Genomic DNA, 25662 nt, shown 5'->3' on the forward strand with positions numbered 1-25662 from the left:
CCGCGGGCCCGTCAGAGGAACGTGTGCCCCTCGCCGCGGTAGGTGGGCACGGTCGCCGTGACCGTGTCCCCCTGCACGAGGTGCAGTGCCTCGAACCGCTCGCACAGCTCGCCCGCCTTGGCGTGCCGGAACCACACCTTGTCGCCGACGAGCAGGTCGTCGGCAGGCGAGCCGAGCAGCGGGGTCTGCACCTCGCCGGGCCCCTCCTGCGGGTCGTACCGCAGCCCCTCCGGCAGGTACGGCACCGGCAGCCGGTCCGGGCCGGCGGCGCCGGAGGCCGGGTAACCGCCGCCGAGTACGGTGACGACCCCGACACCCGGCCGGCGGACGACGGGCTGGGCGAAGAGGGCGGCCGGACGGCCCCTGAAGGACGTGTAGTTGTCGAAGAGCCGGGGCACGTACAGCCCCGAACCGGCCGCGATCTCGGTCACCGCGTCCTCGGCGGCCGTGTGCTGCACGCTGCCGGTGCCGCCGCCGTTGACGAACTCCAGGTCCGGGGCGACGGCCCGCACCGCCCGCACCACGGCGGCCCGCCGCTCGGCCAGCTCCCGCCGGGCGGCGGCCTGCATCAGCCGGACCGCCCGCGAGCGCAGCGGCCGGCCGGCGACCGCGTCGCCGACCCCGGCGACGTGTCCCTCGTACGCCATGATCCCCACCAGCCGGAAACCCGGCCGCCGGACCACCGCCCGCGCCAGTTCGGCGAGTTGGGCGGGGGAGTGCAGCGGGGAGCGCCGGGCGCCGACCCGGACCCGGCCGCCGAGCAGCCTCAGCGAGGTGTCCAACTCCAGGCAGACGCGCACCGGTTCGCGCCCGCCGTCGCGGGAGGCGTCGATGAGGTCGAGGTGCGCCGGGTCGTCGATCATCACGGTGACGGCACCGGCCGGCTTCGGATCGGCGGCCAGCTCCGCGAAGCCCGCCCGGTCGGCGGACGGATAGGCCAGCAGGACGTCCTCGAACCCCGACCGCGCGAGCCACAGCGACTCGGCCAGGGTGAACGACATGATCCCCTGGAAGCCGTCCCTGGCCAGGACCCGTTCCAGCAGGGCCCGGCAGCGGACCGACTTGCTCGCGACCCGCACGGGCTTGCCCGCGGCGCGGCGGACCAGGTCGTCCGCGTTGGCGTCGAAGGCGTCCAGGTCCACGATCGCGAGGGGGGCGTCGAGATGGGCGGTGGCCCGGTCGTAACGGGCCCGGTCGGCGGCGCGCGCAGTCATGACGGAAGCCTGCCAGAGAGGATTACCGCAGGGTAGAGGGACGTTCCGGGCAGATGCCCCGGCTCCGTGGACCGGTTCCGTCCCGGCCCCCGACAACCCGTAGAGTGACGCGCACGTACGGCGCAGCGCACGTGAACCGGGATGCCGGTCCGGCCGTACGGGTATGCGTGCCCGGGAGGAACAGTGCACCGGGCGCGGCCGGCCGGCAGCGACGGCCCGCGTACGAGCAGACGGCCCGGGCACGAGGAAACGGGGGGTGCATGAGCCCAGAAGCACGACCCACCCCCACCACCGGCGACACCACCGACCCCACCGGTCCCTTGGGCGGCACCCGATTCGCCTGGGGGAGCGAGCCGGCCGGCTCCGGGCGCGGTGACGCGGGCGGCGAGGGCCGTGGTGCCGGTTCCGTCGGCCGCGGGGACGCCACCGGGTCCGCCGAGGCCGGTGGCGCCCGTTCCGCCGGTTCCGCCGGGGGCGGCACCGTCGGCCGTGCCGGGGCGGCGTCGCCCGGTGAGGTTTCCGGCGCGCCGGTCCGGCGTCCGACGACGCCCTCGGACGACGATCTCGACGAGGAGCCGTCGGTGTTCACCCCGCGCGGTGGGCGACCGCCGGCCGTCCCGGCCGCGCGGGCACACCGGCCGCGCCCCTCGGCCGTACCCGAGGTCGCCGACCCGGTGAGCCCGCCCCCGCCGCCCGCCTCGGCCCGGTTCCCCGACGCACCCCCGAGCACCGGACGCGCGGCCCGCCGTGACGGCACCGGTCCGGCTCGGCCCGGCCGACAGGCCCCGGCCGGCTCGACGGTGCCGGCAGGCGGCGCGAGCCCGTCCGCGCAGGCCGACGCGGCGGGCACCGGCGCCCCGACGGCTCAGGCAGGCCCGGGTGGTACGGCGGCTCCGTCGGAGACCGGCACCGAGACGACGGCCCGGCTGCGCTCCGGCAGGACGCCCGGGCGGCCGGCCGCCCCGGCCGAAACCCCGTCGGAGACGACCGCGCGCCTCCGCCCGATCCGCCCGGCATCCGCACCCCCGTCGGCCTCCCACGGCACCTCGGCCCCGACCCCCCGCCACCCGGCGTCCAAGCCCTCTGCCCCGGCGCACCCGGCCTCTGGGCAGCAGGCGTCCAGGCCCTCTGCTCCGGCGCAGTCTGCTGCTGCACACCCGGCGTCCAAGCCCTCTGCTCCGGCGTACCCGGCTTCTGGGCAGCAGGCGTCCAGGCCCTCTGCTCCGGCGCAGTCTGCTCCTGCACACCCGGTGTCCAGGCCCTCTGCTCCGGCGCAGTCTGCTCCTGCACACCCGGCGTCCAAGCCCTCTGCTCCGGCGTACCCGGCCTCTGGGCAGCAGGCGTCCAGGCCCTCTGCTCCGGCGCAGTCTGCTCCTGCACACCCGGCGTCCAAGCCCTCTGCTCCGGCGCACCCGGCCCCTGGGCAGCAGGCCTCCACGCCTCCCGCCCCGGCGCACCCGGCCCCTGGGCAGCAGGCCTCCACGCCCCCTGCTCCGGCGCACCAGGCCCCCGGGCACCAGGCCTCCAGGCCCCCGGCCCCGGCGCACCCTGCTCCCGCACACCCGGCGTCCAAGCCCCCCGCCCCGGCGCGCCCGGCCTCTGGGCAGCCGGCGTCCCAGCCCCCGTCGCCCAGCCACCCTGCCGCCGCTCACCCCGCGCCCACCCACCCTGCCTCCACCCGGCCCGCCCCCACGCACCCCACCACCACCGCATCCCCCCGATCCACCACGGCGGCGGTGTCCGGCAGGGGCGGTGACGGGCGGTGGGCGGAGTCGGGGCGTTCCCGGGAGTCCGGTGGTGGGGGATGGAGTCCGATGGGGGGTTCGGGGCCGGATCCGGTGTACTCGTGGGAGGCCGGGCGGCCCGTGGTGTCGTTCGCGGAGCCGGACGTGTTCGGCGCGCCGACGCGGCCCCGGGTGGGGTCGCGCAGCCTCGCCGCCGCCGCGTGTCTCGTGCTCGGTCTCGGACTCATCGGCGGTGCCGTGACCGGGAGTTGGCTCACCGGTGAGGACGGTCCGGAGGCGGCCGGGAACTCGTTCGCCGCCGCCCGCACGCTGTGGCACATCGTGCCCGTGGACGATCTGTTCCCGCCCACCGTCGAGGGCACGGGCGCCGGCCCCGGCGGCGCCGACCGCACCTGGACCCGGATCGCCGTGGCCCCCGACGGCGGCTGCGCCCACGCCTTCGATCCGCTGCTGTACAAGGCCCTCGCCCCGGTCGGCTGCCAGCGGCTGCTGCGTGCCACCTACACCGACGCCACCCAGAGCTACGTCACCACCGTCGGCCTGCTGTTCACCAAGGCCGACCCCGCCGCCATGTCCGCGCTCGCCGCCCGCTTCCGCGACGAACACCTGGACCGGCGCACCGACCTGATGCCCCGGCCGTACGCCGCCGCCGGCACGGCCGCCGCCACCTTCGGCGACCCGCAGCGGGCCTCCTGGACCATCTCCGTCCTCACCGACGCCCCCGTCGTCGCCTACGCCGTCTCCGGCTGGTCCGACGGCCGTACCGTCGACGCCCCCCAGCCCGCCGCGGACGCCGTCCGTTCCGGCGCCACCACCGATCCGGCGCAGGCCGGCCTCGGCAACGAGGCCCAGGGCCTGGCCGACCGCGTCGAACGACGCCTGCGCAAGACCGTCGGCACGGCCACGGAGAAGCCTGCATGAGACCTCTTTCCGGAGCGGCGGTGAGTCTGCTGCTCGCCTGCTCCCTCGCCCTGCTGCCGTCCGCCGCCGCGCACGCCGACGGCATCCGCGCCCAGCAGTGGGGCCTGTCCGCCCTCCACCTGGACCAGGCCTGGCGGACCACCAAGGGCCGCGGTGTCACCGTTGCCGTCCTGGACACCGGTGTCGAGGCCGACCACCCGGACCTCGCCGGCAACGTCCTGGCCGCCAAGGACATGATCGGCTTCGGTGCCGGGCCCGGCGACCGCACCTGGGCCCGGCACGGCACCGCGATGGCCGGGATCATCGCCGGGCACGGCCACGGCACCGGCGGCACCGAGGGCGTCATGGGCGTCGCCCCGCAGGCGAGGATCCTGCCCGTCCGGGTGATCCTGGAGGACGGCGACCCCGCCCGCGCCAAGGCCCGTACCACCCGCGGCAACGCCCTCGCCGACGGCATCCGCTGGGCCGCCGACCACGGCGCCGACGTCATCAACCTCTCCCTCGGCGACGACTCCGACTCCGCGCACCCCGAGCCCAGCGAGGACGAGGCGGTGCAGTACGCCCTGAAGAAGGGCGTGGTCGTGGTCGCCTCCGCGGGCAACGGCGGCGACAAGGGCGACCACGTGTCCTACCCGGCCGCCTATCCGGGCGTCGTGGCCGCCACCGCCGTCGACAAGTACGGCACCCGCGCCGGCTTCTCCACCCGCCGCTGGTACGCCGCGGTCAGCGCGCCCGGCGTCGACGTCGTCATCGCCGACCCCGACCACAAGTACTACGCCGGCTGGGGCACGAGCGCGGCCTCCGCCTTCGTCTCCGGCGCGGCCGCCCTGATCAAGTCGGCCCACCCGGAGCTGGCCCCGGCCCAGATCAAGAAGCTCCTGGAGGACACCGCGCGGGACGCCCCGGTGGGCGGCCGGGACGACTCCCGCGGCTTCGGCATGATCGACCCGGCGGCGGCCCTGCGCGCCGCCGCCCGCCTGAAGCCCCGCGGCCTGCGCGCCGCGTCGTACGGCGAGAAGTACTTCGGCGCCGGCCCGGACGCCCCCGGGACGGGCGGCGGACCCTCCGACTGGGCGGCCCCGCTCGCCGGCGGCGCGGGCGGGGTCCTCCTGGTGGCCGGGGTGGTCCTGTGGCGCGGCCGACGGCGGGCGGGCTGACCCCGCCGCCCCGCTATCCGGCGATGTACCCGATCTCCGGGTAGCGCGGCGAAGCGCCGTGCAGCAGGTGCCCGGTGTCGGGCCGGCCGCGCAGCTGGAGGTCGAAGAAGGCCCGCACCGTGGCCCGTACGGCCGCCACCGCCCGCTCGGCCGGGATCGTGCCGGCCTGCAACTGCCGGCGCACCGCCTCCGGGACCTGCGGTGCGATGGCCACGAGGTCCGTGTAGGAGTTGTGGTCGGCGTCCGCGAGCCGCAGACAGCGGCGCCAGCCGCGCAGTTGCTCCCAGAACGGGTGCCAGGTCGGGTCCTGGTCCATGCCGTCGTGGACGGCTGTGTCCATCAGCAGGAACGGCCGGTCGAGGCCGCGTTCGACCACCGGCCCGTACAGCGCGCCGTCCAGGTCGATGCCGGCCCGCACCCGCTCGTCCAGGTACATGACGGCCGCCGACGCGGCACCGCCCCGGGAGTGCCCGAAGACACCGATCCGCGCGAGGTCCAGGCTCCCGCGCAGCCCGCGGGGCAACGGGCGCCGCTGTGCGTCGGGATGGCCGCCCCGGTTCAGCACGGCCAGCCGGTCGAGCACGAACCGCAGGTCGTCGGCGCGCACCGCGACCGCCTCCGCCCGGCCGGCCGGATCCGGCTCGGGCACGGTCACGACACGGCCGTCGGGGAACTCCACCTCGCCCGAGTCGTACGGGTGGTCCACCGTGACCACCACGTACCCCCAGGACACCAGGTCCTCCACGACGAGGGTGTTGAACGAGCGGTCCGAGGTGTAGCCCGGCGAATACAGCAGCACCGGCCGGCGGCCCGGCCTGGCCGGCGCCACGTCCGCGCTGTGGGTCCACGGCAGCGCGTAACCGTCCACCGCGCCCCCGAAGCGGGCCTTCACCGCCCGCTCGGCACCGCTCGGCAGCCACGGCAGCGGCGCGTGACCGCGTACGTCGGTGGCCGGGTAGTGCACGGTCACCATCAGTTCGCGCGGCTTTCCCGTCCCTGACCGGGGCTCGGTCCGTGACCGGTCGACCAGGTGCAGCTCGACGGCGCCCACCGGCGCGGGCCCGGTCGGTCCGGCCAGCCGGATGGGGACGAGACCGGCCGCCGAGGCGTGTCCGGGTGCCGACAGGGGAACGGCGGCGGCTGCGACGGCTCCGAGGCCACCGGCTATGAGGGATCGGCGAGTGGGGCGTACGGGAGGCACGTGGCTCCTTCCGTGGCCGGACCTCCGCTAGGCAAAGAAAACGCCAACGTCCGGCCTGCTCATCGTCAAGTCCCTTGCACGCTAGATCATTTGGCCGGCGATCGCTGGATCGTTTACGGCCGAACGCCAGGGATCATTTGTCGCCACATACCGCCACCGCCGCCTGCGCCGCCGCCTCCACCAGCGAGATGCCCCTCGCCTGGCTCGCCGTGCCGTTCGACAGCACCGCCACCAGGTACCCGGTCCCGTCCACCGTGACCCGGCCGATGCTGTTGACGACCCACAGCCCCGTCGTACTGCGCGCCAGCCACCCGTTCTTCAGCGCCCAGGAGTTGCCCTGAGCGGCGGCCGACACCCCCCACTGCTGATCGGCCTGAACCGCTTTCATCAGCCCCTGCACATACGTCCGGGAAGCCGCGCTCAGCTCGGAATCGTCCCCGAACACCTGCCGGAGCAGCACCAGTTGGTCCGTCGCGGTGGTCTGCGTCAGCCCCCACAGCCCGCCGTCCCCGCCGGTGGTCCGGGTCAGCCCGAAGCGCCGGTTCGCCGCGTCCAGCCCGGCCGCCTGGCCGATGGTGTGCCACAGCGCCGTCGCCGACGCGTTGTCGCTGTTCTCGATCATCTTCGTGGCGTACGCCCGCTCGGCGGCCGTCAGCCGCCGGCCCGCGTCCTGCGCCTGGAGCAGCAGCGCGGCCAGGATGTCGACCTTGACGATGCTCGCCGTGTCGAAGGCCGCGTCGCCGTACACCGCGCTCTGCCCGGAGTCGAGCGCCAGCACCGCCGCCGACACCTTCGCGCCCGCCGGCACGCCCACCGCCGCCATCGCCCTGCCCAGCAGCGCGTCCCGGTCGACCGCCTGCTCCGTCACGGGTTCCATCGACGCCTCCTCGCGCGCCCCCGCCGAACCGGCCGAGGGTCCGGCCGAGGGGGTCGCCGCCGACGATACGGCCGCGCCCCCCGAGTGCGCCCGCGCCTTCACACAGACCGTGCCGCCGGCGGTGATCCCGCCCACGGCGACCGCGGCGAGGGCGGCGTACAGCAGCGGACGGCGCCGGGACCGGCGCGCACGACGGCCACGGCGGGCTCCCGAGGACTCCATGCCCGCGATGCTCGGGGCGCCGGCTGTGCGCCCCGTGGGACGGACGTGAGAGGCGGATCAGGGAAGGCTGAGATTCCCGTGAAAGCGGTGGCGCCGGCGTTTCCGGCCCCGCACGAGCCCGGCGGCTTCCCCCCTATAGGGTCGGTGACCGTGGCGAACAAGAACATTCCCGACCCCGGCTTCTCCGACGACGACGGCTCCGCCGACCCCCGGCTGAGCGCCGCGCTCGCCGCCTGGGCCGAGGACCGCAGCGCTCTCGGTCCGGTCCTGGAGGCGCTGAAGGGTGCCCGCCTGCTGGTCCCCGTCGTCGCCGTGCTCGGCGAGGTGGAGGAGGACGAGAACGGGCTGCGCCGCGAGAAGACCAGCGACATGGCCGTACCCACCCTGAAGGCCGGCGGCCGCACCGCGCTGCCCGCCTTCACCTCCACGGACTCCCTGGCCCGCTGGGACCCGGCCGCCCGGCCCGTCGCCGTACCCCTGCACCAGGCGCTCCAGGCCGCCGCGCACGAGAAGGCCGACACGGTCGTGCTCGACCTCGCCGGACCGGTGCCGTTCGAGCTGACCGGCCCGGCGCTGCTCGCCCTCGCCGAGGGCCGCACCAGCACCGACCCGCTCGCCGACCCCGCCGTGGTGGCGGCCGTGCGTACGGCGGTGGCGGCGGAACCCGCCGTGCTGCGCGCCCACCTCGGGCCCGGGCGGGCCGACGGCACCCTCGCCCTCGTCCTCGACCCGGCCGTGCCGCCCGCCGAGGCCGCCCGCGCGGTCGCCGGGCGGCTCGCCGCCGACGAGACACTGCGGGCCCGCCTGGTGCGCGGCCTCGACCTGGCACTGCTGCCGGCCGGGACCACGCCTCCGGGCGAGCCCCTGTACGTGAAGGAGTAGGTCAGCCGTAGACGGGCCCGGTGTACTTCTCGCCCGGGCCCTGGCCCGGCTCGTCCGGGACGACGGACGCCTCGCGGAAGGCCAGCTGCAGCGACTTCAGGCCGTCGCGCAGCGGGGCCGCGTGGAAGGAGCTGATCTCGGTCGCGCTCGCGTCCAGCAGACCGGCGAGCCCGGTGATCAGCTTGCGGGCCTCGTCCAGGTCCTTGTACTTCTCGCCCTCCTCGCTCAGCCCGAGCTTCACGGCGGCGGCGCTCATCAGGTTGACGGCGACCGTCACGATCACCTCGACGGCGGGGACCTCGGCGATGTCCCGGGTCATCGCGTCGAAGTCGGGAGTCTCGGAAGACTCGGCAGGGGTGTCACTCATGTCCCACACCATAGGTGGTCGCGCCCGGCGCCCCTCAATTAGCCCTTGTCAAGCGATCCTGCTAGTCTGAAGGACGACCGGCCGGACCTGTGTGCCCGGCCCACAAGTGGAGGCTCCGATCTCCCACCTGACCGTCCCCCGGGACGGCGGGTCACCCGGTCAGGCGGCCACCATCGTTCCGTACGGACGATGGAGTCGCCCGAAAGCGCGCCCCGCGGCATCGCGGCGGTGCTCCGGTTGTGCTTGGAGCCCCGCATGTGATCGTCCGGGGCATTTTTTGTGCTTCGGCGCGGTTAGGTCTCACGAAAAGAGACGTTACGCGGCTGTCCGCCAGACCGCCGTGTGGTGCTACCGAGGAGGATCCATCAGCGCCGAGCCCCGCATCAACGACCGGATTCGCGTTCCCGAGGTGCGACTTGTCGGTCCCAGTGGCGAGCAGGTGGGCATCGTCCCGCTCGCTAAGGCACTGGAGCTTGCGCAGGAGTACGACCTGGACCTGGTCGAGGTCGCGGCGAACGCCCGTCCGCCCGTGTGCAAGCTCATGGACTACGGGAAGTTCAAGTACGAGTCGGCCATGAAGGCCCGTGAGGCGCGCAAGAACCAGGCGCACACGGTCATCAAGGAGATGAAGCTCCGGCCGAAGATCGACCCGCACGACTATGACACCAAGAAGGGTCACGTCGTCCGGTTCCTCAAGCAGGGCGACAAGGTCAAGATCACGATCATGTTCCGTGGCCGTGAGCAGTCCCGCCCCGAGCTGGGCTACCGACTGCTGCAGCGGCTTGCGGAGGACGTCCAGGACCTCGGTTTCGTGGAGTCGAACCCGAAGCAGGACGGCCGGAACATGATCATGGTCCTCGGTCCGCACAAGAAGAAGACCGAGGCGATGGCCGAGGCCCGCCAGGCGCAGGAGGCCCGCAAGGCCGAAGCGAAGGCGAACCCCGGTAAGTCGCAGAACGCCGCGGACCCGGACGCTGTGAACGCCGAGGGCCGCGACGAGACCCCTGCCGAGGCTTCCGCCGAGGCGTGATCCCGGGGGACGTACGTCCCCGAGGATGTAACCGAAAGTAGAGCGACGCTCCACCGTGCCCGGTTTTTCACGACCGGGCACCGGAGCGCCACCGACGAGGAGAGAACGGCGCTATGCCGAAGAACAAGTCGCACAGCGGTGCCAGCAAGCGCTTCAAGGTCACCGGCTCCGGCAAGGTGCTCCGTGAGCGCGCCGGCAAGCGCCACCTGCTCGAGCACAAGTCGTCCCGCGTCACGCGTCGCCTCACCGGCAACGCCGAGATGGCCCCGGGCGACGCCGCGAAGATCAAGAAGCTTCTCGGCAAGTGACGCGCGGCGCCGTCTGAGCGCCGTACGTCTGGACCGGGACCGAATCGTTTCCGGGTCGTGTGAAGACCACCACGACCCCGCTACAAGGAGTTAACAAGTGGCACGCGTCAAGCGGGCAGTCAACGCCCACAAGAAGCGCCGGGCGATCCTCGAGCAGGCCTCCGGCTACCGCGGTCAGCGTTCGCGCCTGTACCGCAAGGCCAAGGAGCAGGTCACCCACTCGCTGGTCTACAACTACAACGACCGCAAGAAGCGCAAGGGCGACTTCCGTCAGCTGTGGATCCAGCGCATCAACGCCGCTGCCCGCGCCAACGGCATCACCTACAACCGCTTCATCCAGGGTCTGAAGGCCGCGAACGTCGAGGTCGACCGCAAGATCCTGGCCGAGCTGGCCGTGAACGACGCGAACGCCTTCGCGGCGCTCGTCGAGGTCGCGCAGAAGGCGCTGCCGTCGGACGTCAACGCTCCGAAGGCCGCGTGACGCTGCGCTGGCTCTGAGCCGACGTTCACTGCAGGACCCGCAGGCCGTTACGGCTTGCGGGTCCTGTTGTTGAGGGTTGCGGCGGATCGTTTCGCTGCGGCTGCGCCGTGGCTGGTCGCGCAGTTCCCCGCGCCCCTCGGGGGCGCCACAAGTCGCCGAAGGTACAAGGATGCCCCCCGTCTCTCCTGAGCTCATCTCCCCCCGGTCCGCCCGTGTCTCCGCCGCGCGGCGGCTCGCCAAGCGGAACTTCCGGGGGAAGGACCGGCTGTTTCTCGCGGAGGGGCCGCAGGCCGTCAGGGAAGCGGCGGGGCATCGTGTGGGCGGCACCGCCACGCTGGTCGAGGTGTTCGCCACGGTCGAGGCCGCGGAGCGGTACGCCGACATCATCGGGGCCGCCCGGGACTCCGGCGCCCGGGTGCACCTGGCCTCCGAAGAGGTCATCGCCGACATCTCCACCACCGTGACCCCGCAGGGGCTGGTCGGGGTCTGCCGGTTCCTGGACACGCCCTTCGAGGACGTCCTCGCCGCCCGGCCCAGGCTGGTCGCCGTGCTGGCGCACGTGCGGGACCCCGGCAACGCCGGCACCGTGCTGCGCTGCGCCGACGCCGCCGGTGCCGAGGCCGTGGTCCTCACCGACGCCTCCGTCGACCTGTACAACCCCAAGGCCGTCCGGGCCTCCGTCGGCTCCCACTTCCACCTGCCCGTCGCCGTCGGCGTACCCGTCGAGCGGGCCGTGGCCGGGCTGCAGGAGGCCGGGGTGCGCATCCTCGCCGCCGACGGGGCCGGCGACCGCGACCTGGACGAGGAACTGGACAAGGGCACCATGGGCGGCCCCACCGCCTGGGTGTTCGGCAACGAGGCCTGGGGGCTGCCCGAGGAGACCCGCGCCCTCGCCGACGCCGTCGTACGCGTCCCCATCCACGGGAAGGCCGAGAGCCTGAACCTCGCCACCGCCGCCGCCGTATGTCTCTACGCGTCGGCCCGTGCACAGCGCGCCTCCGGAGGGTGCCGCTCCGTCACCGAGAGCTAGTAGGGTGACCTGCGCGGGGCCCTGCGCCGTCTGAGAGGTGGGGTACGGGGATGAGTGTGGCCGGCACGAGCACCGCGCCGGAGGGACGGGACGCGCGGCGCGCGCCCGCGGCCCGGCACGCCGGTGACGGCCCCGGGATCGATCCCGACCAGCTGCCCGACGGCCTCGTGATCGCCGACGAGCACGGCCGGGTGACCTGCTTCAACGCCGCCGCCGCGCGCATCACCGCGGTACGGCCCGCCGACGCCCTCGGGCGGTCCCTGGAGAAGGCGCTGCCGTTAGAGGACCTGGAAGGGCGCCGCTGGTGGCAGCTCACCGACCCCTACGGCGGGCTCGCCATCCGGGTCCGGCAGCCGGAGCGCAACCTGCTGCTGCCGGGCGGCCGCGAGGTGCTCGTCACCGCCCGCTACGTGCGCGACGAGCCGCTGGGGCCGGTGCGCAGCGTGGTCGTCTCCCTCCGGGACACCGAGGCCCGCCGCCGTACCGAGCGCAGCCACGCCGAGCTGATCGCCACCGTCGCCCACGAGCTGCGTTCCCCGCTCACCTCCGTGAAGGGCTTCACCGCCACCCTGCTCGCCAAGTGGGAACGCTTCACCGACGACCAGAAGCGGCTCATGCTGGAGACCGTCGACGCCGACGCCGACCGCGTCACCCGCCTCATCGCCGAGCTGCTGGACATCTCCCGGATCGACTCCGGGCGGCTGGAGGTGCGCCGTCAGCCCGTGGACATCGGGGCCGCCGTCTCCCGGCACATCCAGGCCTACGTGGCGGCGGGCCAGCGCGCCGACCGCTTCCTGCTCCGCATCGAACAGCCGCTGCCCGGCCTGTGGGCCGACCCCGACAAGATCGACCAGGTGCTCAGCAACCTCATCGAAAATGCGGTGCGGCACGGCGAGGGAACCGTCACCATTGACGTCACGCCCACGCCGTCCCCGCGCGAGGGCGAGGAAACCGGCACGTCGGTCACGGTGAGCGACGAGGGACCCGGCATCCCGGAGGAGTCCATGAACCGCGTCTTCACCCGCTTCTGGCGGGGCAGCAAACGCGGCGGCACGGGCCTCGGGCTGTACATCGTCAAGGGCATCGTGGAGGCCCACGGCGGCACCATCACGGTCGGCCGCGCCGCCGGCGGCGGCGCCGAGTTCCGATTTACGTTGCCCGTGGCGGCCCCGGCGTATCTCGCCTAGCGGCCCACGGGCGCATTCGCGTAGCTCCACCCCGTTAGACTCGGCCTTTGGCACCTTTGTGTCCTTCACACGGCCCAGAACGGTCACGGGGACCATCCGCCAGCCAATCGGAAGCACGGGAAGAGATGTCGGCACCCAATAAGTCGTACGACCCTGTCGAGGTCGAGGCGTTGAAACCGGAAGAGATCGAGCGCATGCGGGACGAGGCGCTCGCCGCCTTCGCCGCCGCGGACTCCCTCGACGCGCTCCACGAGGCCAAGGTCGCCCACACCGGCCCCGCCTCCCCGCTGGCCCTCGCCAACCGCGAGATCGGCGCCCTGCCCCCGCACGCCAAGGCCGAGGCCGGCAAGCGCGTCGGCATGGCCCGCGGCGCCGTCAACAAGGCCCTCGCCGCCCGGCAGGCCGAACTGGAGGCCGAGCGTGACGCCCGGGTGCTGGTCGAGGAGGCGGTGGACGTCACACTGCCCTACGACCGCGTCCCGGCCGGCGCCCGGCACCCGCTGACCACGCTCTCCGAGCGCATCGAGGACATCTTCGTGGCCATGGGCTACGAGGTGGCCGAGGGACCGCAGGTCGAGGCCGAGTGGTTCAACTTCGACGCGCTCAACATCGGACCGGACCACCCGGCCCGCGGCGAGGCCGACACCTTCTTCGTGCAGGGCCCCGACGGCGGCACCGAGTCCGGTGTGGTGCTGCGCACGCACACCTCGCCCGTGCAGATCCGCTCGATGCTCGACCGCGAGCTGCCGGTCTACGTGATCTGCCCCGGCGTCGTCTACCGCACCGACGAGCTGGACGCCACCCACACCCCGGTCTTCCGCCAGGTCGAGCTGCTCGCCGTGGACGAGGGCCTGACCATGGCCGACCTCAAGGGCACCCTGGACCACATGGTCCAGTCCCTGTTCGGCGAGGGCATGAAGACCCGGCTGCGGCCGAACTTCTTCCCCTTCACCGAGCCGAGCGCCGAGATGGACATGCTCTGCTACGTGTGCAAGGGCGAGTCCGTCGGCAACCCCGACCGGCCCTGCCGCACCTGCTCCAGCGAGGGCTGGATCGAGCTGGGCGGCTGCGGCATGGTCAACCCGCGGGTCCTGACGGCCTGCGGCATCGACCCGGAGAAGTACAGCGGCTTCGCCTTCGGGTTCGGCATCGAGCGGATGCTGATGTTCCGCCACAACGTCGAAGACATGCGAGACATGGTCGAGGGTGACGTCCGGTTCACCCGGCCGTTCGGGATGGAGATCTGATGCGGGTCCCGCTTTCTTGGCTGCGGGAGTACGTCGACCTGCCGGCGACGGAGACCGGCCGCGACGTCCAGGCCAAGCTCATTTCGGCCGGCCTGGAGGTCGAGACCGTCGAACAGCTCGGCGCCGACCTCAAGGGCCCGCTGGTCGTCGGCCAGGTGCTGACCATCGAGGAGCTGGAGGGCTTCAAGAAGCCGATCCGGTTCTGCACGGTCGACGTCGGCCAGGCCAACGGCACCGGTGAGCCCCAGGAGATCGTCTGCGGCGCCCGTAACTTCTCCGTCGGCGACAAGGTCGTCGTGGTCCTCCCGGGGGCCACGCTCCCCGGCGGCTTCTCCATCTCCGCCCGCAAGACCTACGGCAAGACGTCCCACGGCATGATCTGCTCCGGCGACGAGCTGGGCATGGGCGACGACGGTTCGCACGGCATCATCGTGCTGCCGCCGGAGACCGAGGTCGGCAAGGACGCCATCGAGCTGCTGGAACTGGTCGACGAGGTCCTGGACATCGCCGTCACCGCCAACCGCGGCGACTGCCTGTCCATCCGCGGTGTCGCCCGCGAGACCGCCATCGCCTACGGCCTGCCGCTGCGCGACCCCGCGCTGCTGGACGTACCGGCCCCGAACGCCTTCGGGTACCCGGTCCAGGTCGCCGACCCGTTCGGCTGCGACCGCTTCACCGCCCGCACGGTCACCGGTCTGAGCCCCGAGGCGCGCTCCCCGATCTGGCTCCAGCGCCGGCTGCAGAAGGTCGGCATGCGCCCGATCTCGCTCGCCGTCGACGTCACGAACTACGTGATGATGGAGCTGGGCCAGCCCCTGCACGCCTACGACCGCTCGCTGGTCCAGGGCACCATCGGCGTGCGCCGGGCCGAGGAGGGCGAGAAGCTCGTCACCCTCGACGGCGTCGAGCGCACCCTGCACGCCGAGGACCTGGTCATCACCGACGAGCGCGGCCCGATCGGCCTCGCCGGTGTCATGGGCGGCGCGAACACGGAGATCGCCGACCACGAGGACGCCCAGAGCGCGACGACCGACGTGGTCATCGAGGCCGCCCACTTCGACGCCGTCTCGATCGCCCGTACGGCCCGCCGCCACAAGCTGCTGTCCGAGGCGTCCCGCCGCTTCGAGCGCGGTGTCGACCCGCAGGCGGCCGCGGCCGCCGCGCAGCGCACCGTGGACCTGCTGGTCCTGCTCGCCGGGGGTACGGCGGAGGCCGGCGTCACCGAGATCATCGCGCCCTCGGCCCCGCACACCATCGCCATCCCGGCCGACCACCCGGACAAGGTGGCGGGCGTCGAGTTCGGCCGGGAGACGGTTGTCCGCCGCCTCCAGCAGGTCGGCTGCGACGTGTACGGGCAGGACGAGCTGATCGTCACCGTCCCGTCCTGGCGGCCCGACCTGACCGAGCCGAACGACCTCGCCGAGGAGGTCATCCGCCTCGAGGGCTACGAGAACCTGCCCTCCACGCTGCCCAAGCTGCCCTCGGGCCGCGGCCTCACGCACCGGCAGCGGCTGCACCGCCGGGTCGGCCGCGCGCTGGCCGGCGCGGGCTACGTCGAGGCGCCGAACTACCCGTTCGTCAGCGAGCAGGTCTTCGACCAGCTCGGCCTGGACTCCGACGACCCGGTCCGCCGTGTCGTCAAGCTGGTCAACCCGCTCAGCGACGAGGAGCCCGCGCTCCGCACGACGCTGCTGCCGGGCCTGCTCGGTGCGCTGCGGCGCAACGCCGGCCGGGGCACGCACGACCTGGCGCTGTTCGAGACCGGGCTGGTGTTCCACCCGCGCGAGGAGCAGCGCGTCGCCACGCACCTGCCCGTCGACCGGCGGCCCACCGACGAGGAGATCGCCGCGCTGGACGCCGCGCTGCCCGAGCAGCCGCGGCACGTGGCCGTCGTCCTCGCCGGCGCCCGCGAGCAGGCCGGCTGGTGGGGCAAGGGCCGTCCCACGGAGTGGGCCGACGCCGTCGAGGCGGCGCGTACCGTCGCCCGCGAGGCCGGCGCCGAGCTGGTCGTGCGCAGGGGTCAGTACGGTCCCTGGCACCCCGGCCGCTGCGCCGAGCTGATCGTCGTCGCCGACGGCACGGAGCAGGTCGTGGGCCACGCGGGAGAACTGCACCCGCGTGTCCTCAAGGCCCTGGGCCTGCCGGAGCGGACCAGTGCGGCGGAGCTGAACCTGGACGCCCTGGAGGCGGTGGGCGACGGCGCCCCGCAGGCGCCGTCGATCTCCACGTTCCCCGTCGCCACGCAGGACGTCGCCCTCGTGGTCGACCAGTTCGTGCCGCACGCCGACGTGGAGGCCGCGCTGCGGGAGGGCGCGGGTGAGCTTCTCGAGTCCATCCGGTTGTTCGACGTGTACGAGAACGCCGAGCAGTTGGGGGACGGGAAGAAGTCGCTGGCGTACGCGCTCCGCTTCCGGGCGGCTGACCGGACGCTGACCGTGGACGAGGCCTCCGCCGCGCGGGACGCCGCGGTTGCCCTCGCGGGCGAGCGGACGGGTGCGGTTCTCCGGGGCTAGTCAGCCGCACAGGGGCTGGTCAGCTGCATAAATGCGGGTCGGCTCCCGGGAGCTCACTCATTCGGGTGGCAACCGGGGGCGATCTGACCCGCCCGGGTCATACCGTCGACAGAATCGGACCGGCCTTTCGGGGTCGGTCCGTCTGCTCTGTCAGGGCCCACATGGGGGACCAGAGGCATGATCCGCATCAAGGCACGGGCGCCCACCGCGCGGGCAGTCCTCCTGCCCACCGCGTGGGGAGCCGTCGCGGTCGGCTACAAACTCGGCTGCCCGCTCGCCCAGCAGGACGGGATCGGGGCGCGCATCGTCACCAGCGCGGTGTTCTTCGCCGTCGGCACCGGCCTGATATTCCATGTGCGCCGTGCCCTGCTGCGGGAGCTGCGGCTCGCCCGGCGGGCGGCGCGCGCCGCGCAGAACGTCGTCCTGCGTCCGCTGCCGCCGCGGCTCGACGGGATCGACGTCGCCGCCGCCCAGCTGTCCGCCGACCGGGGCGCGAGCGTCGGCGGCGACCTGTACGAGGCCATCGCCACCGAACACGGGGTGCGGGTGGTCATGGGGGACGTACGCGGGCACGGTCTGGCCGCCCTCGGCACCGTCGCCGCCCTCCTCGGCAGTTTCCGCGAGGCCGTCCACGACGAGCCCGAACTGGGCCGGGTGCTGCGCAGACTGGACCGCGCCCTCGCCCGCCACCTGCGCGAACGCGCCCGCGCGGAGCACCCCGCGAACGGCGCCGCCGATCTCGACAACCCGGTCGCCGAGGAGTTCGTCACCGTACTGCTGCTGGAGATCGGCAAAGACGGCGAACTGCGCGTCCTCAACTGCGGCCACCCGTGGCCGTACGTGCTGACGGGTTCGCGGGTCGAGCAGCTGTCCTGCGCGGACCCCCTGCCGCCGCTGGGACCGTTTCCGCTGCCGGCGGAGCTGGAGGCGGACTCCTGCGGCCGGCTGCTCTCGGGGGAGTCCCTCGTGCTGTTCACCGACGGTGCGGAGGACGCGCGGGACGCGCACGGCCGGTTCTTCCCGCTGCACGCGGCGTTGCGCGACGCCGTGCGGGACCAGCCGGTGTCCCCGCAGGCGGTGCTGCGCACCCTCTTCAGGGCCCTCCTGCACCACACGGCCGGCAGACCGACGGACGACGTGGCCCTGCTGGTCCTGCGCAACGGCCGGACGAGAGGCGAACCGTCCTACCCGGGGGCACGGGCGTGCCAGGCCCCCGCGCACCCGCAGCCGACGACGCACCGCTAGCCCGCCCCGTGGTCGCCCCGGCCAAGCCACCGTCGTTCGAGGGGGAGCCGGCGGCTTGGCCGGCCTCTTGCGAGGCACCTCAGTCAACCGAACCGGCACACTGCGCAACAGCGCGCACACGGCCCGGATCCACGCACTCCGTTCACACCCCGTGTGAACGGGTTCGCACTACGCTGACCGCACCAGGCCACTCGGGGGGCATCCCATGCAGCCCAACACTCTGCTCGACGCCATCCTGGACGAGGCGGGCGTCTCGCACGCCGGTCTCGCCGCCCACGTCAACCAGGCGGGCCGCAGACGCGGACTCGCGCTGCGGTACGAACACACCGCCGTGGCACGCTGGTTGAAGGGCCAACGGCCCCGCGGTCAGGTGCCCGACCTGATCTGCGAGGTGCTGGCGGCCCGGCTCCAGCGGCCCGTCACCCTCGACGACATCGGGCTCGGCGTCCCCGGCGAGCCGAGCACCCCGCACGCCGGTTCGCTGGGCGGGTTCGTGGAGCGGGCCACCGCCCTGTGGCGGTCGGACGAGCAGCAGCGGCCCCATGTGCTGGGCGCGCCGGCCGTCACCGGGACCCCTGCCGTGATGCCGGTGTGGGAGTGGGAGAACCCGCCCGAGGACGTGGACGTCTCCCGAGGCGGCCGGCACCCGGTCACCGCGGCCGACATCGAGATGCTGCGGGCCGCCCGGACGCACTACGAGCAGATGTACCGCAAGGCCGGCGGCATCGCGACCCGGACGCGGATCGTCGGGTTCCTCAACACGGAGGCCGCGCCGCTGCTGCGCGGCAGCTACACCGACGCCACCGGTCGCCAACTGCACCGGGCGACCGGCGGGTTGGTGGCGATCGCGGGCATCTGCGCCTACGACTCCGACGCGCACGGACTCGCCCAGCGCTACTTCCACCAGGCGCTGCGGCTGGCGAAGGCGAGCGGGGACCGGGGCCTCGGCGCCTACGTCATCGCGCTGCTGGTCAACCAGTCGCTGTTCATGCGGGAGTACCGGCAGGCCGTCGCCTTCGCCGAGGCCGCGCTGCGCGCCGCCGGCCGGCACATCACCCCGGCGCTCGCCTCCGACCTGTACGCGATGCAGGCCAAGGCGTACGCGCACCTCGGGGACGGCGGCAGCGCGCTGTCCTGCATCCGGCGGGCGGAGACGGCCGCCGAGCGGATCCGGCGCGGCTACGAGCCCGATGAGACCGGGTACGTCCAGCCGGGTCTGGTCAATGTGCAGGTGGCCGAGGCGCTGCTCAGCCTCGGTGAGCTGGCCGCGGCCCGGGAGCACGCGGCGGCGGCCGTCGGCAACCCCGCGCACGACCGGGGCCGGGTGCACCGGCTGGCCATGCTCAGCACCATCGAACTGCGCCAGGGCAACGCCGAGAAGGCCGTGGCCACCGCCGTGCAGATGGCGGAGCAGGCCCGCGGAATGGAGTCCCAGCGGCTGCGCGACAGACTCCGCGCGGTACGCGAGTACCTGGTGCGCTGCGGCTCGGCCGGCACCGCCGAGGCCGCCGAACTCATCGACGGCGCACTGCGCGTACCGCTGTAGGCCCACTGTAGGCGCACCGTCCCTGCTGCGATATTGCCACTTACTCGGCGGAAGGTGGCAGAACCGTGCAGTGGACGAAACAGAACGAACAAACTGTGTATGAAAACCGCTGGTTCAGCGTCAATCTCGCAGATGTCGAGTTGCCGGACGGCCGGCACCTCGACCACTTCCTGATCCGGCTGCGCCCGGTGGCCGTGGCCACGGTGGTCAACGAGGCCAACGAGGTGCTGCTGCTGTGGCGGCACCGCTTCATCACCGACAGCTGGGGCTGGGAGCTGGCCGCGGGTGTGGTCGAGGACGGCGAGGACATCGCGAGCGCGGCGGCCCGGGAACTGGAGGAGGAGACCGGCTGGCGGCCGGGGCCCCTGCACCACCTGATGAGCGTGGAGCCGTCCAACGGCCTCACCGACGCCCGGCACCACATCTACTGGTCCGACCGGGGCGAGTACGTGGGGCATCCCGTGGACGACTTCGAGTCGGACCGGCGGGAATGGGTCCCCCTCAAGCTCGTCCCCGACATGATCGCCCGTGGGGAGGTCCCGGCCGCCAACATGGCGGCCGCGTTACTCCTGCTGCACCACCTCAGGCTCGCCGAAGGCCAGTGAACCGGCGGCTCGGGAGCCGGCGGCTAGTGGCCCGCCAGCGCCTGCCAGACCGTCACCACCAGCGCCCCGAGCGCGGTCAGCGCGGCGAGCGAGGGCAGCGGCCAGCGTGCGTGTTCCAGCGAGGCCATCCGGGAGTTCAGCTCGTCCAGTTCCTTGGCGGACTCCTCGGTGCGGTGACGCAGCAGCGCCAGCCCTCCCTCGACGCGGGCGTAGGCCACGTCGAGGCGGCGCCGTAACTCTGCGAGTTCTCCCTGGACCACGGGATGCTGCGGATCGGCGGTCACGGGTCCGCTCCTTTCGGTAGTCGACACGGGTGGTTCCGCATCCCTTTGCATGCGCATGAAGAGTCAACTCGCCTGGTGGGCGCGTGGGGAGCGTGTGTGGCGGGCATATGCGTGCCCGGCGCGCACACGGTGTGTGAAACAGATGAGCCCGGCACCGAACTCCGGTGCCGGGCCCACAGGGCGTCGCTCTTCGTAATCAGCCGTACGTGTAGAAGCCCGAGCCGGTCTTCCGGCCCAGCCGGCCCGCCTCGACCATGCGCTGGAGCAGCGGGGGAGCGGCGTACAGCGGCTCCTTGTACTCGGCGTACATGCTGTTGGCGATGGAGACGATGGTGTCCAGGCCGATCAGGTCGGACAGCTTCAGCGGGCCCATCGGGTGGGCGCAGCCCATCTCCATGCCGTTGTCGATGTCCTCGCGGCTCGCGATGCCCGACTCGAACATCCGGATCGCGGACAGCAGGTAGGGCACGAGCAGCGCGTTCACCACGAAGCCCGAGCGGTCCTGGGCGCGGATGGCGTGCTTGCCGAGCACCTTCTCGGCGAAGACCTGGGCGCGGCTGAGGGTGCCCTCGGAGGTGGTGAGCGCCGGGATCAGCTCGACCAGGCTCTGCACCGGGGCGGGGTTGAAGAAGTGGATGCCGACGACGTGGTCCGGGCGGGAGGTGGCGACCGCCAGCTTCACCAGCGGGATCGAGGAGGTGTTGGAGGCCAGGATCGCGTCCGGCCGGGTCACCACCTGGTCGAGCACCTGGAAGATCTCGGTCTTGACCTGCTCGTTCTCGACGACGGCCTCGATCACCAGGTCCCGGTCGGCGAACTCGCCGAGGTCGGTGGTGAAGCTCAGCCGCGCCTGGGCGTCGTCCCGCTCCGCCTCGCTGATCTTTCCGCGCTCGGCGGCCTTGGACAGGGAGTTGAACAGCCGGGTACGGCCGATCTCCAGGGCCTCGCCGGTGGTCTCGGCGACCTTCACGTCCAGTCCCGCGCGGGCGCACACCTCGGCGATGCCCGCGCCCATCTGGCCGCAGCCCACGACCCCGATGCGCTCGATGTCGGTCACATCGTCCCCTTCGCTGAAGTTTCCGGCTCGCTGGCAGACCTCCGGGTTCGGCGCCTGCTCCGATCGTGCACGTTACCGCCAAGTATCGATGATCGATCGTCCGGGTGGGGGCATCCTGAACCGCGAAACGATCCGTGACGGAGCGGATCCGGAGCGTATGGGGGTGTGCCGATGGGGCGCATGTCTCGGCGGGCCTTCGCACTGGCCGCGCTGTCCACGCTGGTCACAGCCCCGGTCGCGACCCCGGCCGAGGACCCGGCCGTCCCCGCCCCGGGCGCGGCGGCCGGCCGCCGCCGGGGCGCGACCACCGAGCTGCGCGGCGTGTGGATCGCCACCGTGGCCAACCGGGACTGGCCCTCGCGGCCCGGCCTCTCCGCGAGCGCCCAGCACAAGGAGCTGGTCGCCCACCTCGACCGGGCGGTCCGCGACCGGCTCAACACGGTGATCCTCCAGGTGCGGCCCACCGCCGACGCGCTGTGGCCGTCGCCGTACGAGCCCTGGTCCGAGTACCTCACCGGCACCCAGGGCCGCCACCCCGGCTGGGACCCGCTCGGCACCGCCGTCGCCGAGGCCCACGCCCGGGGCCTGGAACTGCACGCCTGGTGCAACCCGTACCGGATCGCCAACCACACCGAACCGGGCTGGCTGGCCGCCTCGCACCCGGCGCGCAAGCACCCCGACTGGGTGGTGCCCTACGGCGGCCGGCTGTACTACAACCCCGGTCTGCCCGCGGTCCGCGCCTTCGTGCAGCAGGCGATGCTCGACGCGGTCGCCCGCTACCCGGTGGACGCCGTCCACTTCGACGACTACTTCTACCCCTACCCGGTCGCCGGCCAGACCTTCGACGACGACGAGGCGTACGACCGCCACGGCGGCGCCTTCGAGAGCCGGGCCGCCTGGCGGCGGGACAACATCGACCGGCTGGTGCGCGAGACGGCCGCCGGCATCCAGCGGGTGCGGCCCGGCACCCGGTTCGGGATCAGCCCCTTCGGCGTGTGGCGCAACGCGTCGACCGACGCGCGCGGCTCCGACACGCAGGCGGGCGTCGAGACCTACGACGATCTGCACGCGGACACCCGGAAGTGGGTGCGCAACCACTGGATCGACTACATCGTCCCGCAGCTGTACTGGCACATCGGCTACTCCGCCGCCGACTACTCCCGGCTCGTCGCCTGGTGGGCGCAGGTCGCCCAGGGGACGGGCACCCGGCTGTACATCGGAGAGGCGCTGTACCGGGCGGGCGCGGCCGGGCAGCCCGCCGCCTGGCAGGACCCGGCCGAGCTGTCCCGCCACCTCACCCTCGCCGCCCGGTACCCGCAGGTGCGCGGGCACGTGTTCTTCGCCGCCAAGGACCTGGCGGACGACCGGATCGGGGCCATGGCCCGGGTGGTCGCCGACCACTACCGGGGGCCGGCGACACCACCGCGGGACCAGGGCCTGTCGGTCAGGCCGGGCTCGGCCTGACCCAGACGAAAGCCCCTAGTGCTTTTGCTTGTCCCCGTGCTTAACCTGGCAGTCGGGGCCGGGGGACATGATCGCTTCGTGCCCGTCGTCGAAGCGGACGCGATAGGGCGGGTTGCCGTTCTCGCCCATCACCTCGACGACCTCGGTGACCTGGTCGTGCTGGCCCACCACCCTGCCGTGCTGGACAAGCTTGTCGCCCTTGGATGCGCGCATCTGGCCCTCCTCACGCTCACGCCCGCTGGGTGACGGCGATGCACACGAGCACGGCCACGGCGGTCAGGGGAGCGGCCACCGTGAAGTGCTCGCCCAGCAGCAGCGCCGACCACACCAGTGTGAGCAGGGGCTGAGCCAACTGCAACTGGCTGGCCCGCGGGATGCCGATGGCCGCCATGCCCCGGTACCAGACGAGCAGCCCGAAGAACGTGGAACCGAGCGCCACCCACACCAGGCCCGCCACGCCGTGGACGCTCGGGTGCACCGGCTCGTACGACAGCGCCAGCACCGCGGCCGGCACGGTCAGCGGCAGGCACAGCACCAGCGCCCAGCCGATGACCTGCCAGCCCGGCATGACCCGGGCCAGCCGGCCGCCCTCGGTGTACCCGGCCGCGCACACCAGCAGCGCCCCGAACAGACAGCCGTCGGCCGCGGTGAGCGCGCCGCCGCTCTGGCCGACGGTGAAGGCGAGCACCGCCACCGCGCCCGCCACGGCCGCCAGCCAGAACCGGCGGGAGGGCCGGATGCCGGTGCGCAGCGCCGAGAACACGGCCGTGGTCAGCGGCAGCAGCCCCACCACGACGGCCGCGTGGGCGGTGGTGGACGTCTGCAGGGCGAGCGTGGTCAGCATCGGGAAGCCCAGCACCACTCCGGCGGCGACCACGGCCAGACCGGCGAGGTGGCGCCGCGCCGGAAGCGGGACCCGCAGGGCGAGCAGGCAACCGCCGGCGACCAGGGCGGCGAGGACACCGCGCACCGCCACCAGCGACCACGGGCCGAAGCTCTCCAGGCCCCAGGCGGTCGAGGGGAACGTCAGCGAGAAGGCGACCACACCGAGGGCGGCCTGAGCGGTGCCGAGCCCCCGGAGCTCCCGGGGAGCACTGACTGCTATCGGGCTGGCGGTAGTAGCGCTACTCTGTGTTCTCATGCAACAGCGTAGCAGTGTCGGTGAACTGGCAGAACAGCTCCGCGCAGAGCTGGACCGCTACTCTCCTGGTGGAAAGCTCCCGTCGAGCCGGGCCCTGGTCGAGCGGTTCCGGGTCAGTCCGGTGACCGTCTCCCGGGCGCTCGCCCAGCTGGCCGCCGAGGGCCTGGTGGTCACCCGGCCGGGCGCCGGCGCCTTCCGGGCCCGGCCGCACACCCCGGAACCGCCCGCCGGGGACACCTCCTGGCAGGAGGTCGCGCTGAGCGCCGACGGCACCACCGACCTCGTACCGCGCACGGTGGACGCCTCCGGCGTCACGGTCTCGCTGGCCGCCCCGCCGCCCGGGGTGCTGGAGTTCAACGGCGGCTATCCGCACCCCTCCCTCCAGCCGGAGCGGGCCATGGCGGCGGCGCTGGCCCGGGCCGGACGGCGGCCGGGCGCCTGGGGCAGGCCGCCGCTGGAGGGGCTGCCGGAGCTGCGGGAGTGGTTCGCGCGCGGCATCGGCGGTGCCGTCACCGCGGCCGAGGTGCTGATCGCGGCGGGCGGCCAGGCCGCGCTGGCCACCGCCCTGCGCGCGCTCGCCCCGCCCGGCGCCCCCGTGCTCGTGGAGTCGCCCACCTACCCGGGCATGCTGGCCCTCGCCCGCGCGGCCGGGCTGCGGCCCGTCCCGGTGCCCGTGGACCCCGACGGGGTGCGGCCCGACCTGCTCGCCGACGCCTTCCAGGCCACCGGCGCCCGGGTCTTCGTCTGCCAGCCGCTGTTCCAGAACCCCACCGGGGCCGTGCTGGCGCCCGCCCGGCGTGCCGAGGTGCTGCGCATCGCCCGCGAGGCCGGCGCGTTCGTGGTCGAGGACGACTTCGTCCGCCGGCTCGTGCACGCCGACGCGGGCCCGCTGCCCCGCCCGCTGGCCGCCGACGACCCGGACGGCGTCGTCGTCCACGTCGGCTCGCTGACCAAGGCGACCTCGCCCAGCTTCCGGGTCAGCGCCCTGGCCGCGCACGGGCCGGTGCTGGAACGGCTGCGCGCCATCCAGGTCGTGGACAGTTTCTTCGTCCCCCGGCCGCTCCAGGAGGCCGCCCTGGAACTCGTCGGCTCCCCGGCCTGGCCGCGCCACCTGAGGGCCCTCTCGGCCGAGCTGAAGACCCGCCGCGACGCGATGACGAGCGCGCTCGCCCGGCAGCTGCCCGAACTCGCCCTGCCGCACATCCCGTCCGGCGGCTACCACCTGTGGCTGCGGCTGCCCGAGGGTGCGGACGAGGGCGCGCTGACCGCGGCGGCCCTGCGCACCGGCGTCGCCCTCACCCCCGGCCGCCCCTACTTCAGCGCCGAACCGCCCGCCGCCCACCTGCGCCTGAGCTTCGCGGCGGTGGCCGGCACCGGGGAGATCGCGGAGGGCGTCCGGCGGCTGCGGACGGCGTGCGACGAGGTCATGGGAAATCCGCTCGCCCGGGAACGGCCCGCCCTGTGATGATCCGGCGCATGAGCGATACACCGGTTCTCCCCGACGGCTACGAGTTTTCCGCCGACACCGCCCGCGTCGACGTCGGCCGGGTGCACGGCTGGCTGTCCTCCGACGCGTACTGGGCGATCGACCGCCCGCGCGAGCGGCACGAGCGGGCGATGGCGAACTCGCTGAACTTCGGGGTCTACGACACGGCCTCGGGCGAGCAGGTGGCGTACGCGCGCGTGGTCACCGACCAGGCGCTGTTCGCCTGGCTCGCCGACGTGTACGTCGACCCGTCGGTGCGCGGCAAGGGCATCGGCACGGCGTTCGTCGGCCGCATCCGCGACCACCTGGAGCCCCTCGGGCTGCGCCGCGTCCTGCTCGCCACGCACGACGCGCACGGGGTGTACGCCAAGCTCGGCTTCCGGCCGCTGGACCGGCCCGACCAGTGGATGGTGCACACCCCCGCCGGGTAAGCCTGCGCATACCTCTGGTAA

Annotated in this window: 24 protein-coding genes; 16 read left to right on the forward strand and 8 right to left on the reverse strand. The window is 73.5% G+C overall.

Annotated elements, in window-relative coordinates; genetic code table 11:
* Positions 1-11: 11 nt before the first annotated feature.
* On the reverse strand, positions 12-1214 hold the full coding sequence (locus ABZ923_RS07060; protein ID WP_361467801.1) for an amino acid deaminase/aldolase: 1203 nt from the start codon (positions 1212-1214) through the stop codon (positions 12-14).
* A gap of 1814 nt (positions 1215-3028) precedes the next feature.
* Between ABZ923_RS07060 and ABZ923_RS07065 the strand changes: the two genes are divergently transcribed.
* Together ABZ923_RS07065 and mycP are read left to right on the forward strand one after the other, a co-directional pair.
* Positions 3029-3880 carry a hypothetical protein gene (locus ABZ923_RS07065; protein WP_361467804.1) on the forward strand — a complete coding sequence of 284 codons (852 nt, stop codon included), beginning with the start codon at positions 3029-3031 and terminating at the stop codon, positions 3878-3880.
* Complete coding sequence (gene mycP / locus ABZ923_RS07070; RefSeq protein ID WP_361467806.1) at positions 3877-5037, forward strand: type VII secretion-associated serine protease mycosin; 1161 nt, start codon at positions 3877-3879, stop codon at positions 5035-5037. The genes ABZ923_RS07065 and mycP overlap by 4 nt, the downstream gene beginning before the upstream one ends.
* Positions 5038-5050: 13 nt before the next feature.
* Here the strand turns inward: mycP and ABZ923_RS07075 are convergent, their stop codons facing one another.
* Both ABZ923_RS07075 and ABZ923_RS07080 read right to left on the reverse strand, forming a co-directional pair.
* Positions 5051-6238, reverse strand: a complete 1188-nt coding sequence (locus tag ABZ923_RS07075) for a lipase (protein ID WP_361467809.1) — start codon at positions 6236-6238, stop codon at positions 5051-5053.
* A gap of 133 nt (positions 6239-6371) precedes the next feature.
* Positions 6372-7337, reverse strand: a complete 966-nt coding sequence (locus tag ABZ923_RS07080) for a serine hydrolase (RefSeq protein ID WP_361467812.1) — start codon at positions 7335-7337, stop codon at positions 6372-6374.
* Between the two features lie 150 nt (positions 7338-7487).
* Here ABZ923_RS07080 and ABZ923_RS07085 point away from each other — a divergent pair, with 150 nt between their 5' ends.
* The gene (locus tag ABZ923_RS07085; protein WP_361467814.1) at positions 7488-8219 is read left to right on the forward strand and encodes an SseB family protein; all 732 of its coding nucleotides are present in this window, start codon (positions 7488-7490) and stop codon (positions 8217-8219) included.
* 1 nt (position 8220) lies between these two features.
* Here the strand turns inward: ABZ923_RS07085 and ABZ923_RS07090 are convergent, their stop codons facing one another.
* On the reverse strand, positions 8221-8586 hold the full coding sequence (locus ABZ923_RS07090; RefSeq protein WP_361467816.1) for a DUF1844 domain-containing protein: 366 nt from the start codon (positions 8584-8586) through the stop codon (positions 8221-8223).
* Between the two features lie 340 nt (positions 8587-8926).
* Between ABZ923_RS07090 and infC the strand changes: the two genes are divergently transcribed.
* The 10 genes from infC to ABZ923_RS07140 all read left to right on the forward strand — a co-directional run bounded on the left by infC (position 8927) and on the right by ABZ923_RS07140 (position 19778).
* On the forward strand, positions 8927-9616 hold the full coding sequence (infC, locus tag ABZ923_RS07095) for a translation initiation factor IF-3 (protein ID WP_189300275.1): 690 nt from the start codon (positions 8927-8929) through the stop codon (positions 9614-9616).
* A 113-nt stretch (positions 9617-9729) separates the two neighbouring features.
* A complete protein-coding gene (gene rpmI / locus ABZ923_RS07100) occupies positions 9730-9924 on the forward strand; it encodes a 50S ribosomal protein L35 (protein ID WP_004933563.1) in 195 nt (64 codons plus the stop codon).
* Between the two features lie 97 nt (positions 9925-10021).
* Positions 10022-10405 (forward strand): 50S ribosomal protein L20, encoded by a 384-nt coding sequence (gene rplT / locus ABZ923_RS07105; protein ID WP_006141703.1) that lies wholly within the window; start codon positions 10022-10024, stop codon positions 10403-10405.
* A gap of 169 nt (positions 10406-10574) precedes the next feature.
* Entirely contained in the window at positions 10575-11435 is an 861-nt protein-coding gene (locus tag ABZ923_RS07110; protein ID WP_361467819.1) for an RNA methyltransferase, read from the forward strand.
* Between the two features lie 50 nt (positions 11436-11485).
* Positions 11486-12622 carry an ATP-binding protein gene (locus ABZ923_RS07115; protein WP_361467822.1) on the forward strand — a complete coding sequence of 379 codons (1137 nt, stop codon included), beginning with the start codon at positions 11486-11488 and terminating at the stop codon, positions 12620-12622.
* A 125-nt stretch (positions 12623-12747) separates the two neighbouring features.
* A complete protein-coding gene (gene pheS, locus ABZ923_RS07120; protein ID WP_358643447.1) occupies positions 12748-13869 on the forward strand; it encodes a phenylalanine--tRNA ligase subunit alpha in 1122 nt (373 codons plus the stop codon).
* Entirely contained in the window at positions 13869-16382 is a 2514-nt protein-coding gene (pheT, locus tag ABZ923_RS07125; RefSeq protein WP_361467824.1) for a phenylalanine--tRNA ligase subunit beta, read from the forward strand. The genes pheS and pheT overlap by 1 nt, the downstream gene beginning before the upstream one ends.
* Positions 16383-16559: 177 nt before the next feature.
* Positions 16560-17627 (forward strand): PP2C family protein-serine/threonine phosphatase, encoded by a 1068-nt coding sequence (locus tag ABZ923_RS07130; protein WP_361467826.1) that lies wholly within the window; start codon positions 16560-16562, stop codon positions 17625-17627.
* Between the two features lie 205 nt (positions 17628-17832).
* Positions 17833-19173: a transcriptional regulator gene (locus ABZ923_RS07135; RefSeq protein ID WP_361467827.1), complete on the forward strand. Its 1341-nt coding sequence runs from the start codon at positions 17833-17835 to the stop codon at positions 19171-19173.
* 65 nt (positions 19174-19238) lie between these two features.
* Positions 19239-19778 (forward strand): NUDIX hydrolase, encoded by a 540-nt coding sequence (locus ABZ923_RS07140; protein ID WP_361467828.1) that lies wholly within the window; start codon positions 19239-19241, stop codon positions 19776-19778.
* Between the two features lie 23 nt (positions 19779-19801).
* Here ABZ923_RS07140 and ABZ923_RS07145 read toward each other — a convergent pair whose 3' ends face one another.
* Positions 19802-20062 carry a hypothetical protein gene (locus tag ABZ923_RS07145; RefSeq protein ID WP_361467831.1) on the reverse strand — a complete coding sequence of 87 codons (261 nt, stop codon included), beginning with the start codon at positions 20060-20062 and terminating at the stop codon, positions 19802-19804.
* Between the two features lie 196 nt (positions 20063-20258).
* A complete protein-coding gene (locus tag ABZ923_RS07150) occupies positions 20259-21119 on the reverse strand; it encodes a 3-hydroxybutyryl-CoA dehydrogenase (RefSeq protein WP_361467834.1) in 861 nt (286 codons plus the stop codon).
* Between the two features lie 171 nt (positions 21120-21290).
* Between ABZ923_RS07150 and ABZ923_RS07155 the strand changes: the two genes are divergently transcribed.
* Positions 21291-22583 (forward strand): family 10 glycosylhydrolase, encoded by a 1293-nt coding sequence (locus ABZ923_RS07155; RefSeq protein ID WP_361467836.1) that lies wholly within the window; start codon positions 21291-21293, stop codon positions 22581-22583.
* Positions 22584-22598: 15 nt separating this feature from the next.
* On the opposite strand, the gene ABZ923_RS07160 is transcribed toward ABZ923_RS07155, so the two are convergent.
* Both ABZ923_RS07160 and ABZ923_RS07165 read right to left on the reverse strand, forming a co-directional pair.
* The gene (locus tag ABZ923_RS07160) at positions 22599-22796 is read right to left on the reverse strand and encodes a DUF1918 domain-containing protein (RefSeq protein WP_361467839.1); all 198 of its coding nucleotides are present in this window, start codon (positions 22794-22796) and stop codon (positions 22599-22601) included.
* A gap of 16 nt (positions 22797-22812) precedes the next feature.
* On the reverse strand, positions 22813-23724 hold the full coding sequence (locus ABZ923_RS07165) for a DMT family transporter (protein ID WP_361467841.1): 912 nt from the start codon (positions 23722-23724) through the stop codon (positions 22813-22815).
* On the opposite strand from ABZ923_RS07165, the gene ABZ923_RS07170 reads away from it, so the two are divergent.
* Both ABZ923_RS07170 and ABZ923_RS07175 read left to right on the forward strand, forming a co-directional pair.
* On the forward strand, positions 23723-25189 hold the full coding sequence (locus ABZ923_RS07170) for a PLP-dependent aminotransferase family protein (RefSeq protein WP_361467844.1): 1467 nt from the start codon (positions 23723-23725) through the stop codon (positions 25187-25189). The two genes, ABZ923_RS07165 and ABZ923_RS07170, sit on opposite strands and share 2 nt — an antisense overlap.
* A gap of 11 nt (positions 25190-25200) precedes the next feature.
* Complete coding sequence (locus ABZ923_RS07175; RefSeq protein WP_361467847.1) at positions 25201-25641, forward strand: GNAT family N-acetyltransferase; 441 nt, start codon at positions 25201-25203, stop codon at positions 25639-25641.
* Positions 25642-25662 lie beyond the last annotated feature (21 nt).

Source organism: Streptomyces sp. NPDC046881, assembly GCF_040645015.1.
Lineage (GTDB): Bacteria > Actinomycetota > Actinomycetes > Streptomycetales > Streptomycetaceae > Streptomyces.

Coding starts and splice junctions, on each gene's coding strand:
- ABZ923_RS07060 (WP_361467801.1), bottom strand. CDS start 1,214: ATGACTGCGCGCGCCGCCGACCGGGCCCGTTACGACCGGGCCACCGCC.
- ABZ923_RS07065 (WP_361467804.1), top strand. CDS start 3,029: ATGGGGGGTTCGGGGCCGGATCCGGTGTACTCGTGGGAGGCCGGGCGG.
- mycP (WP_361467806.1), top strand. CDS start 3,877: ATGAGACCTCTTTCCGGAGCGGCGGTGAGTCTGCTGCTCGCCTGCTCC.
- ABZ923_RS07080 (WP_361467812.1), bottom strand. CDS start 7,337: ATGGAGTCCTCGGGAGCCCGCCGTGGCCGTCGTGCGCGCCGGTCCCGG.
- ABZ923_RS07090 (WP_361467816.1), bottom strand. CDS start 8,586: ATGAGTGACACCCCTGCCGAGTCTTCCGAGACTCCCGACTTCGACGCG.
- rpmI (WP_004933563.1), top strand. CDS start 9,730: ATGCCGAAGAACAAGTCGCACAGCGGTGCCAGCAAGCGCTTCAAGGTC.
- ABZ923_RS07110 (WP_361467819.1), top strand. CDS start 10,575: ATGCCCCCCGTCTCTCCTGAGCTCATCTCCCCCCGGTCCGCCCGTGTC.
- ABZ923_RS07115 (WP_361467822.1), top strand. CDS start 11,486: ATGAGTGTGGCCGGCACGAGCACCGCGCCGGAGGGACGGGACGCGCGG.
- pheS (WP_358643447.1), top strand. CDS start 12,748: ATGTCGGCACCCAATAAGTCGTACGACCCTGTCGAGGTCGAGGCGTTG.
- pheT (WP_361467824.1), top strand. CDS start 13,869: ATGCGGGTCCCGCTTTCTTGGCTGCGGGAGTACGTCGACCTGCCGGCG.
- ABZ923_RS07130 (WP_361467826.1), top strand. CDS start 16,560: ATGATCCGCATCAAGGCACGGGCGCCCACCGCGCGGGCAGTCCTCCTG.
- ABZ923_RS07135 (WP_361467827.1), top strand. CDS start 17,833: ATGCAGCCCAACACTCTGCTCGACGCCATCCTGGACGAGGCGGGCGTC.
- ABZ923_RS07155 (WP_361467836.1), top strand. CDS start 21,291: ATGGGGCGCATGTCTCGGCGGGCCTTCGCACTGGCCGCGCTGTCCACG.
- ABZ923_RS07160 (WP_361467839.1), bottom strand. CDS start 22,796: ATGCGCGCATCCAAGGGCGACAAGCTTGTCCAGCACGGCAGGGTGGTG.
- ABZ923_RS07170 (WP_361467844.1), top strand. CDS start 23,723: ATGCAACAGCGTAGCAGTGTCGGTGAACTGGCAGAACAGCTCCGCGCA.
- ABZ923_RS07165 (WP_361467841.1), bottom strand. CDS start 23,724: ATGAGAACACAGAGTAGCGCTACTACCGCCAGCCCGATAGCAGTCAGT.
- ABZ923_RS07175 (WP_361467847.1), top strand. CDS start 25,201: ATGAGCGATACACCGGTTCTCCCCGACGGCTACGAGTTTTCCGCCGAC.